Raw genomic sequence first — 16119 nt, 5'->3', positions numbered from 1 at the left:
TCGCGAATGAGTCATTCGCGACCATCGGGTGACCGGTGCGGGGCTGCGACCGGCGGCCGGCGCGCATCAACCGGCTCGGGCGGGCCCAGCGCGGGCACGGCGAGCGGCGGCGCGGCAGACCTGGACGCGGCGGACCTCGGCGCAGCAGCTCGCCCACCCGAGTGCCGCGAATGAGTCATTGGCGGCCCCACACGTCCCGAATGAGTCATTCGCGACCCCGAGCCCGGCTCAGCGGCAGCTGAAGTGGACCCGGGTCGTCGTGCGGCCCGGCACCCAGTACGTGCGGACCAGGTCGGCCAGCCGGTTCACCAGCAGCAACCCGCGCCCGCCCAACGTCGACGCCGGGGGTGGGATACGGCCGGCCAGCGGGTCGGTGATCGTGCCCGCGTCCGTCACCTCGCCGACCACCTCGTCCGGCGCCGACCACAGTCGCAGGGTGCCGGTGCCGCCGCCGTAGAGGACGCTGTTCGTCGTCAGCTCGGCGATCGCCAGTGCGAAGTCGTCCCGGCGTGGGCGGCGGAGACCATGGCGGGCCGCCCAGATCTCCGCGTAGCCGCGCAGCGACGCCAGCTGGGCGATGTCGAACATCCGCTCCAGCGCGCCCGGCGGGGGCTCCAGCGGGCGGCTCAGCTCCGCGCGGACGCCGTCGGGGTCGAAGCGCGGGCTCACGAACGGGCCCGCCAGCCCCCACAGCTCGGAGTGCGTGCGCTCGGCGTCGGCCAGCATCGACGGGGTCAGCGCCGCCACGTCGTACGGGCACAGCACCGCCAGGTCGCGGCCCGCGAAGGCGCGGTTGAGCAGGGCTTCGTGCTCCACGCACGCCGGGTATTCGGCGTCGGTGCGGCCGGCCCAGACCGGCTCGCCGACGATCCGCACCGGGCCCGCGTACCCGGCGGTGAGGGCGTGCATCGAAGGCAGGATGGCGCCGGGATTGCGGCCCGCGCGGCTCAGGTCGATCAGCCGGACGTCGTCCGCCCGGTGTTCCAGTGCCTTCTCGATGAGCAGGAGGTTGCGCCCGGGGACGGCGACGACCACGGGCTCACCGCGCTCGAGTCCCTCGAGCAGGAACGGAACGACACCGTCGAGGTACTCTGCGTCACCAGAGTAGAAAAGTGCGGGATGCCGGAAGGGTTCGGGGGCATCTACCACGCGGGGGGCATACCCAGCCGGTCACGACGTCAAACGCGCCGAACGCCGGATTTTCACTCCACCCAGCGGCCGACGACCGAGATCAGCCAGAAGCCGACCATGGTCGCGAGCGCGAACAGCAGCACCCAGTTGACCAGCTGACGCCGCTCGGTCACGCCGCGGGCCTGCCACAGCCCGTAGCCCGCGACGAGGAACAGCGGCACCGGGATCAGCGGCAACGGCGACAGCCGCGCCACCACCGCCACCACGCACGTGCCGGTGAACACCGCCAGCACGCCCATCAGCACGCGGTTCAGCCACGGGTACCGGTCGAAGACGGACGCGATCACGCGCTCGCTCAGCTCACGGAACCCGAGGACCGGCCCGACGGCCACCGCGACGGTGGCCGGGGCCGGTGGCGCTTGCACGCCGCCACCGGGGGCGGTGCCCCCGGTACCCGGGAAAGAGTCAGCAGTCATTCAGCTTTTCCTGTCGGTCTCCGGGCCCGGAGTGGCCCGGAGACGGCCGGCCTCAGGCCGACTTTTCGCCGCGCTCGCTGCGCGTGCGCCGAGTCGGCTGCCGGGCGACGATCGTCGGGTTCACGTTCTCCCGGACGGTCTGCTCGGTGATGACGACCTTCGCCACGTCGTCGCGGCTCGGGATGTCGTACATGACCGGCTGCAGCACCTCTTCCATGATGGCGCGCAGCCCGCGGGCACCCGTACCCCGGAGGACCGCCTGGTCGGCGATGGCCTCGAGCGCGGTCTTGGTGAACTCGAGCTCGACGTTGTCCATCTCGAAGAGCTTCTTGTACTGCTTCACCAGGGCGTTGCGCGGCTGGGTCAGGATGTTGACCAGCGAGTCCTTGTCCAGGTGGTTCACCGTCGCCACGACCGGCAGGCGGCCGATGAACTCCGGGATCAGCCCGAACTTGATCAGGTCCTCGGGCATGGTGTCGGAGAAGACGTCGCTCTCCTCGATCTCGGACTTCGTGCGGATCTCCGCGCCGAAGCCGAGGCCACGCTTGCCGACCCGCTCGTTGATGATCTTCTCCAGCCCGGCGAACGCGCCGGCCACGATGAACAGCACGTTCGTCGTGTCGATCTGGATGAACTCCTGGTGCGGGTGCTTGCGGCCGCCCTGCGGCGGGACCGAAGCGGTGGTGCCCTCGAGGATCTTCAGCAGCGCCTGCTGGACACCCTCGCCGGACACGTCACGGGTGATCGACGGGTTTTCGCTCTTGCGGGCGATCTTGTCGACCTCGTCGATGTAGATGATCCCGGTCTCGGCCCGCTTGACGTCGTAGTCCGCCGCCTGGATGAGCTTGAGCAGGATGTTCTCGACGTCCTCGCCGACGTACCCGGCCTCGGTGAGCGCCGTGGCGTCCGCGATCGCGAACGGCACGTTCAGCAGCTTCGCCAGGGTCTGCGCGAGGTAGGTCTTGCCGCACCCGGTGGGGCCGAGCATCAGGATGTTCGACTTCGCGAGCTCGACCGACTCCTCCTTGGAGTCCTTCGGCCCGGCCTTGTCGTCCGCCTGGATCCGCTTGTAGTGGTTGTAGACCGCTACCGCGAGCGTCCGCTTGGCGTCTTCCTGACCGATGATGTACTGCTCGAGGAACTCGTGGATGTCGGCGGGCTTGGGCAGCTCGTCGAGCTTGACGTCGCCGGCCTCGGCCAGCTCCTCCTCGATGATCTCATTGCAGAGGTCGATGCACTCATCGCAGATGTAGACCCCGGGGCCGGCAATGAGCTTCTTCACCTGCTTCTGGCTCTTCCCGCAGAAAGAACACTTCAGCAGGTCTCCGCCGTCACCGATCCGTGCCATGGCCTGTGACCTCGTCCCCTCCGGCGCGGGTTTCCGCGCCTGACTGTGTTGCCACGGTGCGGCCCCGGTCACCCGTGACCGAGCGGAGCCGCACGCATTGCCACTGACGGTACCCGTCCGATGCCGCGAGCGGGAACACCCACGAGCTCCGGGAGCACGTCAGAGGACGACCCTAAACCAGGATGCCGGTGTGTGTCGTCTTCTCGACACACACCGGCCTGGCGGATCTACAGAGCCGACGCCTTCCGGTACGGCAAGACCTCGTCGATGATGCCGTACGACTTGGCCTCGTCGGCCGTCAGGATCTTGTCCCGCTCGATGTCCTTGCGGATCTGGTCCGCGTCCTTGCCGGTGTGCTTGGCCAGGATGACCTCCATCTGGCGCCGCACCCGCTGGATCTCGTTCGCCTGGATCTCCAGGTCGGAGACCTGGCCGTAGGTGCCCTCGGTGGCCGGCTGGTGAATCAGCACGCGCGAGTTCGGCAGCGCGTAGCGCTTGCCCGGCGTGCCGGCCGACAGCAGCACCGCGGCGGCCGAGGCGGCCTGGCCGAGGCAGTACGTCTGGATGTCCGGGCGGACGAACTGCATGGTGTCGTAGATCGCCATCAGCGAGGTGAACGAGCCACCCGGCGAGTTGATGTAGATCAGGATGTCGCGGTCCGGGTCCTCGTGCTCGAGGTGCAGCAGCTGGGCCATCACGTCGTTGGCCGACGCGTCGTCCACCTGGACGCCGAGGAAGATGACCCGCTCTTCGTACAGCTTGTTGTACGGGTTCGACTCCTTGACGCCGTAGCTGGTGCGCTCGACGTACGACGGGAGGATGTACCGCGACTGGGGGACGGCCGGTGCCCGGAAGTCACCCGGGAGCCTGAAGTTGCTCATGATCGACTCTCCTGTGTGTACTTCGCGCTCAGTTCGAGGCCGGACGGGCGATGTCGCGGGTGAGGACGTGATCGACGAACCCGTAGTCCTTCGCCTCCTGCGCGGTGAACCAGCGGTCGCGGTCGCCGTCCGCGATGATCTGCTCGACCGTCTGCCCGGTCTGGTCCGCGGTGATCTGGGCCAGCTCGCGCTTCCACTTGTTGAACAGGTCCGCCTGGATCGCGATGTCCGACGCGGTACCGCCGACCCCGGCCGAGGGCTGGTGCATCAGGATCCGCGCGTGCGGCAGCGAGTAGCGCTTGCCGGGCGTGCCCGAGGAGAGCAGGAACTGCCCCATCGAGGCCGCCATGCCCATCGCGTACGTCGCGACGTCCGGGCGGATCAGCTGCATGGTGTCGTAGATGGCGAACCCGGCCGTGACCGAGCCACCCGGCGAGTTGATGTAGAAGCGGATGTCGGACTCGGCGTCGTCGGCGTCGAGCAGCAACAGCTGCGCGGTGATCCGGTTGGCGACTTCGTCGTTCACCTCGGAACCGAGGACGACGATGCGCTCCTGGAGCAACCGCTCGAACACCGAGTCGGTGAGGGTGAGCCCTGCGGTGCCGGACCGCGCCTCGGGCGTGTGCTGCGTCACGTCTGCCTGCCTTTTCGCCGGCGGTGGCCCGGTGCTGACGGCCACCGCTGTCGTTTCAGATGCTTGAGATCTTGTATCCGACCCTAACGAACTTGGGCGGTGCAGAATGCCTGACACCGCCCAAGTTCGCTCACAGCTTCACTCCGCCGGAGTCTTCGCCGTCTCGTCGGTGACCTGCGTCTCCTGGGTTGCCTCGTCGGCGGCCGGCTCGTCCGAGCCGAACAGCTCCGAGAGGTCGACCTCGGCACCGGAGCCGTCGGTCACGGTGGCCTTGCGGACCACCGAGGCCAGTGCCTTGCCGCGCCGGACGTCGGCGTAGATCGCGGTCAGCTGGCCGGACTGCTGGGCACGCTGGACGTACTCGTCCGGGCTGATCCCGAAGCGCTGGGCCTGGTAAATGATCCGCTCGGTGAGCTCGCCGTCGTTGACCGAGACCTCTTCCTTGTCGGCGATGGTGTCCAGCAGCAGCTGCGTGCGGACGGCCTTCTCCGACTCGGTGCGGGTCTCGGTGTCGAACTCTTCGAGGGTGCGGCCGTCGGCCTCGAGGGCCTGCGCGAACTGGGCCTCGTCGTGGTCGAACGGGTGGATCGCGTCGTGCTTGCGGTTCTCGATCTCGGCGTCAAGGACCTTCTCCGGGATCGGCACCTCGGTGCGCTCCAGGAGCTCGTCGAGCACCTTGTCGCGGGCCTGGACGCCCTGCTGCATCTTCTTGACGCGGCCGAGGCGCTCGCGGAGGTCGCCCTTGAGCTCCTCGATCGTGTCGAACTCGCTCGCCATCTGGGCGAACTCGTCGTCGGCCTCGGGCAGCTCGCGCTGCTTGACCGACTGGACGGTCACGGTCACCTCGGCGTCCTTGCCGGCGTGGTCGCCGGCGACGAGCTGGGTGGTGAACGTTTTGGTCTCGCCGGCGTTGGCACCCACGATGGCCTCGTCGATGCCGTCGACGAGCTGGCCGGAGCCGATCTCGTAGGACAGCCCGGTGGTGCTCGCCTCCTCGACGGTCTCGCCGTCGACGGTCGCGGACAGGTCGATCGAGACGAAGTCGCCGGTCTCGGCCGGGCGCTCGACGCCGGTCAGCGTGCCGAAGCGGGCTCGCAGCTCGTCGAGCTGCTCGTCGACCTCGGCGTCGGTCAGCTCGACGTCGTCGACGGTGACCGCGAAGCCTTCGAGGTCGGGCAGCTCGATCTCCGGGCGCACGTCGACCTCGGCGGTGAACTCCAGGACGTCGCGGTCCTCGAGCTTGGTCACGTCGAACTCGGGGTTGCCGAGCGTGCGGACCTCGTTCTCGCGAACGGCCTCGATGTACTTGGCCGGGATGGCCTCGTTGACGACCTCGTCGAGCACCGGGCCGCGGCCGATCCGGCTTTCCAGGACGCGAGCGGGCGCCTTGCCGGGCCGGAAGCCCGGGATGCGCACCTGCTGGGCGATCTTGCGGTAGGCGCGGTCGAAGTTCGGCTTCAACTCGTCGAACGGCACCTCGACATTGATCTTGACTCGCGTCGGGCTCAGCTGCTCGACGGTGCTCTTCAAGGTCTTCTCCTCGAGCGGTAACGATTGTGTAGGACAATCCTGCGGAAATGGCCCCGGTCACCTGCAGTCCGGGACGTCCGAGTCTAGGCCAGTGGCCCGCGCCGCCGGGGCCGGGGCCACCTGCGGCGTCACGACCCGAGCATCCGGCCGATCACCCAGCGCATCTGGCCGCTCGCGTGCTCCGCCGAGCCGCTGGGCTGCACCAGGTGCGAGAGCAGCAGCCGGACGAACGCTTCGACGGCGACCGCCCACTCCGACGGCGTCAGCCGGACCTGCGGGTACGCGCCGGCGAACACCGCCGCGACGGCCTCGACGGCCCGGCCGAGCACCGCCTCCGGCTGGGAGGTGAGCAGCGGGAGGAAGTCGTCGCGGCCGCCCTGCGCGCCGCCGAGGGCGATCCCGACCAGCGGGTTGGCGCGGGCGGCTTCGATCGTGTGCCGGAAGGCCGCGGTGACGCCTTCGACCGGGTCGTCCGGGTGGGCGTCGACGTCGGCGCTGACCCGCGCGACGAACCGGTCGGTCTCGGCGAGCATCAGCGCCTGGGCGAGCTCGGCCTTGGAGCCGAGTTCGTTGTAGACGGTCTGCCTGCTGACCCCGACGTGCGCGGCCAGTTTTCCCATCGTCACGGCGGCCCAGCCGTCCGCGGCGATGACGTCCTCGGCCGCGGCCAGCAGCCGTTCCCGGGTGCGCGCCGGGGCGGGGTGGGTGACGGCCTTCACAGCGCGAGCTTACCCACCGCTAACGTTCCGCTGGCGGGCACCTTTTTTCGAAGCCTGCCAGAACGTTTACAAACCCCGTCGAGTTGTCTACGGTGACTCCCGCCTCGCCCAGAGCTTCTCGACCGAGGAGACCGCTCGATGCCCGTCGTCGACACCCCGCCGCGCGGCACCGGGACGTCGTCGCCGGTGCCGGCCCGCTCGGTGCCTTCGCCCCGCATTCCCCTGCCGGCCGCGTCGGTGCCGACGCTCCTGCTGTTCGCCGGCGGCGTCACGCTGTGGACCACCGCGACCTGGCTGCTGCTGACCGGGATCGCGCCGCCGGTGTTCACCGTGCCGCTGCACGCGATCGTCACCTTCACGATGTTCACCGTGGTGCACGAGTCGGCGCACCACGCGGCGGGCAAGCTGACGTGGGTCAACGAGGTGCTCGGCAGGCTGGCGATGCCGTTCGTCGCCGCGTACGCGTCGTTCCCGCTGCTGCGGTTCGTCCACAGCGAACACCACCGCAACACCAACGCGGACTCGCACACCGACCCGGACGCGTGGACGTCGCAGGGTGCCTGGTGGTCGCTGCCGTTCCGGTGGCTGACCATCGACTTCTGGTACGCGCGGTTCTACACGGCCCGCGTCCGCACCCGTCCGCCGCAGGAACGCGCGGAGACGATCGTCGCGTTGTCGCTGGCGTTCGCGGCGGCCGCGGCGCTGATCGCCTCCGGCCACGGGGTGGAGCTGCTGCTGGGGTACGTGCTGCCGCAGCGGCTCGGGCTGGCCGTGCTGGCGTGGTGGTTCGACTGGCTGCCGCACCACGGGCTGCCCGCGGCGAAGCCCCGCGACAAGTTCGGCACCACGCGGGTGCGGGTGGGGCTGGAGTGGCTGATGACGCCGATGATGCTCTACCAGAACTACCACCTGGTGCACCACCTCCACCCCGCCGTGCCGTTCTACCGCTACCTGCGGGCGTGGAAGGACAACCGCGAGGCCTACCTGGCCCGTGACGTCCCGATCATCACGGCGTGGGGCCGCGAGCTGACCGCGGCGGAGTACCGCGCGTGGCGGCGGCTGACGTGCGACCTCGGCCGCGAACCCGACCCGGAGCCGCCCCCGCTCGGGCCGAGCCGCTTCCACCGGCTGCGCGTGCGCGAGGTCCGGCCGCTGACCGCGGACGCCGTCGCGATCACCTTCTACGTCCCGCCGCAGCTCACCGAGGAGTTCCGCTTCACGCCCGGCCAGCACGTGGCGGTCCGCGCGGTGCTCGACGGGCGGCCGGTGCGGCGGACGTACTCGATCTGCGCGCCGGCGGAGTCCGGCGAGCTGCGGATCGCGGTGAAGCGGCGCCCGGGCGGCGCGTTCTCGAGCCACGCGACCACGGCGCTGGCCGTCGGCGACTTCCTCGACGTGCTGCCGCCGTCCGGCGGGTTCACGCACACGCCGGATCCCGCGCGGACCGCGCACTACGTCGCGCTGGCGGCGGGCAGCGGCATCACGCCGGTGCTGTCCATCCTGGTCAGCACGCTTTCGGCGGAGCCGCACAGCAAGGCGACGCTGCTGTACGTGAACACCTCAGGCGCGACGACGCTGTTTTCGCGGGAGCTCAGTGCCCTCGCCGAGGGCTTCGGCGGGCGGCTGCACGTCGTCCACTACCGCACCGACGAGCGCGACCCGGACCTGCACGCGCACCGGCCACGCCAGTTCGACGTGATCGGCGAGGCGCTGGCGATTTCGCACGAGCGCTACCAGCGCGGCCGCCTCGACGCCACGCGGCTGCGCGCCCTCCTGCAGAACCGCCTGCACCCGGCGAAGGTCGACGAGTGGTTCCTGTGCGGGCCGCGGGGTCTCACGGACCTGGCCCGCCGCACCCTGGCGGACGCCGACGTCCCGGAGGAGAACGTCCACTTCGAACTGTTCCGCGGCGCGGCGCCCCTGCGCGACCCGGCGGGCACCCCGGCCACGGTGTCGGTGACCCTGGGCGGCACGACGACTCCGATCCCGGCCGCGGCCGGCGAAACGGTGCTGGACGCGGCCCTGCGCGCGGGCTTCGAGGTCCCGTACTCGTGCCAGGGCGGCGCGTGCGGCACGTGCCAGGCGACACTGCGGCACGGGCAGGTGGACATGGACGTCCGCTACGCGCTGACGGAGGACGACGTGGCGGCGTCCCGGATCCTGACGTGCCGGGCCCGGGCGACGACCCCGGAGGTCGCGGTCGACTACGACCGCCGCTGACCCCCGGGGCGCCCGCGCTCAGCCGGTCCGGGTGGGGGCGCCCGACGGCGGGGTTCCCTGGCCACCGCCGCCGGGCTGGGCGCCCGTCTGGCCCTCCGTCACCGACGTCGCCGTGGCCGTGTCGCCCGACTCCGTGGCCACCACCGTGATCGTGTCGCCCGTCGCCAGGCCCGTCGCCTGCGCCGACGTGATCGTGTACGTCTTCGTGAAGCCGTCGTCGCTCTTCGCCGTCAGGGACGTCGCGCTCAGCTCCGTCACGTCGCCCGTCTGCATGATCTTCGTGACGTAGCCGCCGTTCCCGTCCGAGGACACGTACTCCCCGTGCAACGCGGAGCCCAAGCCGCCGCCCGGGCCGCCGTTCATTCCGCCGCCGTTCATGCCGCCCGGGCCCATGGCCGTGCCGGTCGACGCCGAGGACGACGAAGCCGCCCAGACCGCCGCTCCCCCGCCGGCCACGATCACCGCCGCGACGGCGCCCGCCGCGATCTTCTTGCGCGGGGACCAGCTCGCCCTCTGCGGCGTGCCCGGTGCGGGCGCGGCGCCCCACGTCTGGTCCGGTGTGGACGGTGCCTGCGGTGTGGTCATCGTGGTGCTCCTTAACGAGATCCTGCGGTGGGATCCACGGTGCGGCCCCTCGCTGTGCGCGGACTGTGCCCGCCGTCAGCCGTTCCTGTGACCGGAGGAATCGGGCACCCGGCACCGCACAGCCGCCTCACAGGCAGCACACAACCCGCACACACGGCCCGGCCGGACGCTGGACCCATGGCCGCGCGAACCCCTTCGTCACGCCCCCGCCGGGGGCGGCTTTCGCTGCGCGCGAAGCTGACCGGGTCGATGGTCGTGCTGCTCACCGTGGTGTGCCTGATCGTCGGCGTCGTCAGCGAACTCGCGCTCGACCTCTTCCTCACCCGCCAGATCGACCAGCAGCTGGCCGCCGCCGCGACCCGCTCCCTCGTCTTCGCGAGCAACGCCGGTCCGAAGCCGGCCACCGGCCCGCTGCCCGGCGACCAGGGCCAGCACCCGCTCGGGCAGAACGTCGGCACGGTGAGCGGCACCTTCGACGGGACCAACCTCGTCCACGACGACAGCATCTCCGAACACGGCGAGCGCCTGCAGCTGACGGCGGCCCAGCAGGCCGTCATGCGCTCGGTGCCCGCCGACGGCGAGCCGCACACGGTGACCTTCGACGACCTCGGCGAGTACCGGCTGATGGCGCTGCCGGTCGCGGGGACCGGCGAAGTCGTCGTCACCGGCCTGCCGCTGGCGCCGGTCACCGCCACGCTGGTCACCGTCGGGCTGATCCTGTTCGGCGTCGCCGCCGCGGGCGTGCTCGGCGCGGCCTTCCTCGGCGCGTTCGCGGTCCGCCGCACGCTGCGCCCGCTCGACCGCGTCGCGGCCACCGCCGGGCAGGTCACCGAGCTGCCGCTCGACCGCGGCCAGGTGGCGCTGTCGATCCGCGTCCCGGCGTCCGACACCGACCCGCGCACCGAGGTCGGGCAGGTCGGCTCGGCGCTCAACCTCATGCTCGGCCACGTCGCGCAGGCCCTCGAAGCCCGCCACGACAGCGAGATCCGCGTCCGCCAGTTCGTCGCGGACGCCAGCCACGAGCTGCGGACGCCGCTCGCCGCCATCCGCGGGTACGCCGAACTGGCCGCCCGCGGCAGCGCGCTGGTGCCGCCCGACGTGGCGCACTCGATGGACCGGATCCAGTCCGAGGCCGTCCGGATGTCGGCGCTCGTCGAGGACCTGCTCCTGCTCGCGCGCCTCGACGCGGGGCGCCCGCTCGACGTCCGCGACGTCGACCTCACCCGCCTGGTCGCCGACGCGATCGGCGACGCCCAGGTCGCCGGCCGCGGCCACCGCTGGCTCCTCGAGCTGCCGCCGGACCCGGTCCTCGTGCACGGCGACGTCCAGCGCCTGCACCAGGTGCTGGCGAACCTGCTGGCCAACGCCCGCGCGCACACCCCGCCCGGCACCACGGTCGTGACCGCGCTCGCCCGCTCGGCTGACGGCAGCGCCGTGCTCACGGTGACCGACAACGGCCCGGGCATCGACCCGAGCCTCCTCCCGGAGGTCTTCGAGCGGTTCGCGCGCGGTGATTCGTCGCGTTCTCGCACGGCCGGCAGCACCGGGCTGGGCATGGCGATCGCGTCCGCCGTCGTGCTCGCCCACCACGGCACCATCGAGGTGCACAGCCGGCCGGGACGGACCGAGTTCGCGGTGCGCCTCCCCGTGGCCGTGCCCGCACAGCGGGTGCACAGCATCGGCACAACCCGGCCCCAGCTGGGCACCGGAAGCTGATCCCATGACCGCCTTAGCGTCACGCGAAACCGTCGTGACTCCTTCCGCGCCCGTCCGCGCCACCTGGCACCGCCCCGCCCTGGCCGTCCTGCTGCTCGGCACGGCCGTGCTCTACCTCTGGGGCCTCGGGGCGTCCGGCTGGGCCAACGCCTTCTACTCGGCGGCCGCGCAGGCGGGTTCGCAGAGCTGGAAAGCACTGTTCTTCGGCTCCAGCGACGCGGCGAACGCGATCACGGTCGACAAGACCCCGGCGGCGCTGTGGGTGATGAGCCTCTCGGCGCGCCTGTTCGGCGTCAACGCGTGGAGCGTCCTGGTGCCGCAGGCGCTGATGGGCGTCGGCTCGGTCTGGCTGCTGCACGCGACCGTCCGGCGGACGTCCGGCCCGGCCGCGGGCCTGGTCGCCGGGCTCGTGCTGGCCCTGACCCCGGCCGCCGCGCTGATGTTCCGCTTCAACAACCCCGACGCGCTGCTGGTGCTGCTCCTGGTCGCGGCCGCGTACTGCGTGGTCCGCGCGGCCGAGAAGGCGAGCCCGCGCTGGCTCGCGCTGGCCGGCGTCGCGGTCGGTTTCGGGTTCCTGGCGAAGATGCTGCAGGCGTTCCTGGTGCTCCCGGCGTTCGCGCTCGCCTACCTCGTCGCGGCGCCGGTGCCGCTCGGCAAGCGGCTGCTGCACCTGCTGGGCGCGCTGCTTTCCACGGTAGCGGCGGCCGGCTGGTACCTCGTGGTGGTCGCGCTGTGGCCGGCGGCCGACCGCCCGTTCATCGGCGGCTCCCAGACGAACTCGTTGTGGGAACTGGTCTTCGGCTACAACGGCTTCGGCCGCATCACCGGCGACGAGGTCGGCAGCGTCGGCGGCGGCGCCGGCCGCGGCTGGGGCTCGACCGGCCTGACCAGGCTCTTCGGCACCGAGATGGCGGGCGGCATCGCGTGGCTGCTGCCGGCGGCCCTGCTGGCACTGGGCGCCGGCCTGTGGTTCACCCGCAGCGCCCCGCGCACCGACCGCTCCCGCACGGCGCTGCTCCTGTGGGGCGGCTGGCTGGTCGTGACGGCGCTGGTGTTCAGCTACATGGGCGGCATCATCCACCCGTACTACACGGTGGCACTGGCCCCACCGATCGCGGCACTGGTCGGCACGGCGGCGGTCCAGCTGTGGCGCCTGCGTTCCCGCCCGGCCGCCTCCGGCCTCCTGAGCGGCGGCGTGGCCCTGACGGCCCTCACGGCGTACCTGGTGCTGGCGGGCTCGACGTGGCTGGCCCCGACGATCCTGGTGGGCGGCCTGCTGGCCACGGTGGCGCTGTTCTTCGCGGCCCAATTGACTCGCTGGGCCGCCACCGCGGTCGCCGTCCTCGCCCTCGTCGTGACGTTGTCGGGCACGGGCGCGTACACCCTGGCCACGGCATCGGCGCCCCACAGCGGCGCAATCCCATCAGCAGGCCCGTCCTCCGGCTTCGGCGGCGGACGCGGAGGTGGCCCGGGTTCGCTGCTGAGCACGACGACGCCCGGCGCTTCGCTCACGTCGTTGCTGCAGCAGGACGCCTCCCACTACACGTGGACGGCGGCCACGGTCCTGTCCAACGCGGCGGCGGGCTACCAGTTGGCGAGCGGCGCCCCGGTGATGGCGGTCGGCGGGTTCAATGGGACGGACCCATACCCGACGCTGGCGCAGTTCCAGCAGTACGTGGCGAGCGGCCGGATCCACTACTTCCTCGGTGAGGGCATGACGATGCAGGGCAGCAGCGGTTCCGACGCGGCCCAGCAGATCGCCGAGTGGGTGGCCGAGCACTATCAGTCGTCCACTGTGGACGGTGTAACGGTCTACGACCTGACTACCGCCAACTAGCAACCGGACGACTACTCTCCGTTGAAGATTGACAGGGGGCTATCTCACATTCAGTAAGCATGAAATCATCGCCGCACCCTGCGGCATGCATGGGGAGCGTGCCAAATGGACTTAAGCGTGGCAACTCGTTCCCTCAGGCTCGCACGAATAGGGCCTATGACGAACGGGAGTCCATCGGTGGCCGACGCTGTGGTTGGGCAGGTCAGAAGGCTGGGCCAGCTCGACAAGCTGATCAACGCCTTCGGCGAGGAGGCATTCCTCACCGATCACTTCCACCGCCAGCAGGCCGGTCGAGGCGTTCTGTTCGCGGCGTGGATCAAGGGCAAGGCTGCCGGCGTGGTTTACCTGCGCCTCGAGAAGGCCGAAGAGAAGAAGATCGACAGGTACCTCAAGGGCGTCCCCCAACTCACCCATCTCGAGGTTCTGGAGAAGTACCGCAGCAAGGGGGTCGGCCGCGCTCTGATCAAGGCCGTCGAGAAGCACGCCGCAAGTCTCGGCAACGAGCGGATCACGCTCGCGGTGCGGACCGACAACGACCGGGCCGCCCGACTCTACGAGCGGCTCGGGTACGAAGACTGGGGACACCAAAAGGTGACTTGCCGCGCCTATCCGATCCCAGCCAAGGGATGGTTCCCGAAGCGCGAGCGGGAAATCTGCCACGTGCTCGTCAAGAACATCACGAGCGTCATGCCCACACCCGCGCCATCGGCCGAGCCGGCGGTAGCTGCTTTCGCCTGAGTCCGGCGCTGATACGCCCGTCGACACCAGGCTGAGCGATGTTGCCGATGCGCAGCGTCGTGAGCGCCTCCTCGATCCCCCATCCGCCGCGGTGGTCACGCCGGAGTTCACGAACGTGCCTGCGCCAGCGCACGCAGTCGCTCTGCCAAGCGCGCAAGTAGTCGACGCACAGTTCCGGGCTGATCAGGTGACTGCGACCGATCGCGGCCTTCAGCGCATTGACCATCCTCCCTCGCTGCGCCGGCTCGATCACTGACGCCTCTACCCGCGAGATCGTCGTCCGGATGACCTCTCGTCTCGCGGCGATGAACGCAGCCCAGTAGGTGGCGTTGGCGTCCGCAAGACCCCTGCCGTTGTCCAACAGACCGAACACACCTTCGGCGAGGGTGTCGCCCAGTTCCTCACCTCGTGCCCGCCGCGGATCGCTGTACGGGTCGTAGTCGTATTGGAACGCGGACCCCGTGACAGCCGACGAGCGCAGCCGCAGCCCGTCCAGCAAGAAGAACCAGTCTTCGTTGTAGATATTGGGGAAGAACGAGCCGAGGGCGGATTCCCCGACCACCATCGCTCCACCGCCGATGAACGTGTCCTGGCAGACGCCAACGTCGCGGAGTGCGTGGCAGACGACCGAGTTGTCCGGCATGCCGGTGTTCGCGAGACCGACGACTGGGTGCTCTTGGAGCAACCCGGCCGCAGCGAGGAGGTCACCCGGCTTCGGCAGCACGATGTCGTCGTCGAGGAAGACGATCCGCTTCCACCCGGCGAGGCTCGCCACGAGCAACCCCAGATTGCGCTTCAGGCTGGTGTCGGCGTGGCGGTGGAACCGCGTCTTCCGGAGCAGCTTGTCGGTGGCGAACTCGGGCACGACACCGGGAGGCAGCAGGTCCACGTCGATGGCGGTCACCCGGACGCCCGCCCGCTTGGCCACCAAGGCCGCGGTGGACGCGTTCGCCCGCAGGCTGCACAACAACAGCAAGTGCGTGTTGAGCTGCTTCGCCGCACTGATGGCGTGCTCGAGGTAGGCGGACGGTCGCCCATTGGGCACGATGATCGCGTCCAGCGGCGCGTGCGGTGCCCCGGCGGCTTCGACGGGGGTCAGCAGTTCTCGGTGGGACTCGTGCTGCCTTGCGTTCACGCGGCAGCCTCCGGCCATTCGTGCAACCGGTTCTCCTCGAGGGTCCAGTCCGGGGTGAGCCCCATGCCCGCCACCACGGGCACCCGGCTGATTATGCTGAAGGATTCGGCGTCGCCGAACCGCTGGCTCAAGTACTCCTGGTTCCGGTCGCGGAACCGGCTGTCCGTCAGCGCGCGGACCGCTCCGAGCGTGCCTCGACCGTACATGCCGTTGCACACGGTCACCGTGCGCTTTTGGTTGAACGGACTGACGCCGCGGTAGAAATGGGCCACGTCCTCCAAAAGCCGGCCTCGACTATCCAACTCCGGCGGGAAGAGCGTCTTCTTGCCGTGACGTTCGACTTCGAAGCCACCGTGCCCGCTGGTCGGCTCGTTGCCGTCGCGAACGACCTGCAGCACCGGCAAGTCGACGCGTTCGATGACGTCGCGAGTCACCGTGTTCCAGTCGACTCCGCCGAGCAACACCAGGTGGGTCGTGTAGAGGTCAGGAGTCAACTCGTCATTCGTGTGAAAAGTGACCGCGTTTTCCGGGTTCGTCGCCCTGATGTGCCCGAACAACTCGATCAAAGCATCCGGGTCGGCGTAGGTGTACAGGGAGGCGAAGTCGGCGCTCTCCGGGTCGGCGTAGGAGAAGTGTTCCCTGAGCTTCGCGGGGAGCTGAGCGCAGACGATAGTGATGTCTTCGCCTTCTTGGAACTTCCAGACCTTCGCCCGCGGCACCGGGTTGCCCCTCTTGCCTTCGCGGAGCACCAGTAGCTCTTCCAGGAGGCCTTTGCGCTCGGCACGCTCCTCGTCCGTCAGTTCTTCCACCGGGAGAACGCGCAAGCTTTCGGCGCTCATCGACCGGCGGGTCGCGAACAGCGTCGCGTAGGCCTCCAACCGCTTCACCGGCGGGCGGACCACCTTGTCGGTGTTCTCCCACGACGAGATGAGCGAGACGCTGAGCGGCTTGTCCCCGCCGAGCGCTTCGGCCAGTTGAGCCTGCGTGATGCCGGCTTCGGGCCAATGCCGCTCGCGCAGGTGCCGGAGGCGGCGAGGCAGCTCAGGCCGCGGCATGCTCGGGGACACGACCTCGCCACCCTTCAGCAAATTTCAGCACTGCCAGCAGGTGCGCTGATCATACTCCTCACGGAGCAACCCCATCGCGGCAACCTCCAAGTCTGAAGACTG

At 70.2% G+C, this 16119-nt stretch carries 14 protein-coding genes; 4 read left to right on the top strand and 10 right to left on the bottom strand.

The features are described 5' to 3' along the window. Positions 1-228: 228 nt before the first annotated feature. The 7 genes from SD460_RS19065 to SD460_RS19035 all read right to left on the bottom strand — a co-directional run bounded on the left by SD460_RS19065 (position 229) and on the right by SD460_RS19035 (position 6719). The gene (locus SD460_RS19065) at positions 229-1149 is read right to left on the bottom strand and encodes an anti-sigma factor RsbA family regulatory protein (RefSeq protein ID WP_290055271.1); all 921 of its coding nucleotides are present in this window, start codon (positions 1147-1149) and stop codon (positions 229-231) included. A gap of 53 nt (positions 1150-1202) precedes the next feature. After that, positions 1203-1607 carry a hypothetical protein gene (locus SD460_RS19060; RefSeq protein ID WP_318306457.1) on the bottom strand — a complete coding sequence of 135 codons (405 nt, stop codon included), beginning with the start codon at positions 1605-1607 and terminating at the stop codon, positions 1203-1205. Between the two features lie 52 nt (positions 1608-1659). After that, the gene (gene clpX, locus SD460_RS19055; protein ID WP_290055274.1) at positions 1660-2955 is read right to left on the bottom strand and encodes an ATP-dependent Clp protease ATP-binding subunit ClpX; all 1296 of its coding nucleotides are present in this window, start codon (positions 2953-2955) and stop codon (positions 1660-1662) included. 227 nt (positions 2956-3182) lie between these two features. After that, positions 3183-3836 (bottom strand): ATP-dependent Clp protease proteolytic subunit, encoded by a 654-nt coding sequence (locus SD460_RS19050; RefSeq protein WP_290055276.1) that lies wholly within the window; start codon positions 3834-3836, stop codon positions 3183-3185. A gap of 28 nt (positions 3837-3864) precedes the next feature. Then, on the bottom strand, positions 3865-4470 hold the full coding sequence (locus SD460_RS19045; RefSeq protein ID WP_247020600.1) for a ClpP family protease: 606 nt from the start codon (positions 4468-4470) through the stop codon (positions 3865-3867). Between the two features lie 138 nt (positions 4471-4608). Beyond that, positions 4609-6000: a trigger factor gene (gene tig, locus SD460_RS19040; protein ID WP_290055281.1), complete on the bottom strand. Its 1392-nt coding sequence runs from the start codon at positions 5998-6000 to the stop codon at positions 4609-4611. Positions 6001-6128: 128 nt separating this feature from the next. Beyond that, the gene (locus tag SD460_RS19035; RefSeq protein WP_290055283.1) at positions 6129-6719 is read right to left on the bottom strand and encodes a TetR/AcrR family transcriptional regulator; all 591 of its coding nucleotides are present in this window, start codon (positions 6717-6719) and stop codon (positions 6129-6131) included. 138 nt (positions 6720-6857) lie between these two features. Between SD460_RS19035 and SD460_RS19030 the strand changes: the two genes are divergently transcribed. Then, positions 6858-8939: a fatty acid desaturase gene (locus SD460_RS19030; protein ID WP_290055285.1), complete on the top strand. Its 2082-nt coding sequence runs from the start codon at positions 6858-6860 to the stop codon at positions 8937-8939. 18 nt (positions 8940-8957) lie between these two features. Here the strand turns inward: SD460_RS19030 and SD460_RS19025 are convergent, their stop codons facing one another. Beyond that, entirely contained in the window at positions 8958-9524 is a 567-nt protein-coding gene (locus SD460_RS19025; protein ID WP_290055287.1) for a hypothetical protein, read from the bottom strand. A 177-nt stretch (positions 9525-9701) separates the two neighbouring features. Here SD460_RS19025 and SD460_RS19020 point away from each other — a divergent pair, with 177 nt between their 5' ends. The 3 genes from SD460_RS19020 to SD460_RS19010 all read left to right on the top strand — a co-directional run bounded on the left by SD460_RS19020 (position 9702) and on the right by SD460_RS19010 (position 13815). Beyond that, entirely contained in the window at positions 9702-11240 is a 1539-nt protein-coding gene (locus SD460_RS19020; protein ID WP_290055289.1) for a sensor histidine kinase, read from the top strand. Positions 11241-11244: 4 nt separating this feature from the next. Continuing rightward, positions 11245-13077 carry a glycosyltransferase family 39 protein gene (locus SD460_RS19015; RefSeq protein ID WP_290055291.1) on the top strand — a complete coding sequence of 611 codons (1833 nt, stop codon included), beginning with the start codon at positions 11245-11247 and terminating at the stop codon, positions 13075-13077. 177 nt (positions 13078-13254) lie between these two features. Beyond that, entirely contained in the window at positions 13255-13815 is a 561-nt protein-coding gene (locus tag SD460_RS19010) for a GNAT family N-acetyltransferase (RefSeq protein WP_290055293.1), read from the top strand. Here the strand turns inward: SD460_RS19010 and SD460_RS19005 are convergent. Next, complete coding sequence (locus SD460_RS19005; protein ID WP_290055295.1) at positions 13763-14950, bottom strand: hypothetical protein; 1188 nt, start codon at positions 14948-14950, stop codon at positions 13763-13765. The two genes, SD460_RS19010 and SD460_RS19005, sit on opposite strands and share 53 nt — an antisense overlap. Continuing rightward, positions 14947-16017, bottom strand: coding sequence for a helix-turn-helix domain-containing protein (locus SD460_RS19000; RefSeq protein WP_318306456.1), 1071 nt, complete (start codon positions 16015-16017; stop codon positions 14947-14949). The genes SD460_RS19005 and SD460_RS19000 overlap by 4 nt, the downstream gene beginning before the upstream one ends. Positions 16018-16119 lie beyond the last annotated feature (102 nt).

This window comes from Amycolatopsis solani (assembly GCF_033441515.1).
GTDB lineage: Bacteria > Actinomycetota > Actinomycetes > Mycobacteriales > Pseudonocardiaceae > Amycolatopsis > Amycolatopsis solani.
This window is presented reverse-complemented; position numbering and strand designations above follow the sequence as displayed.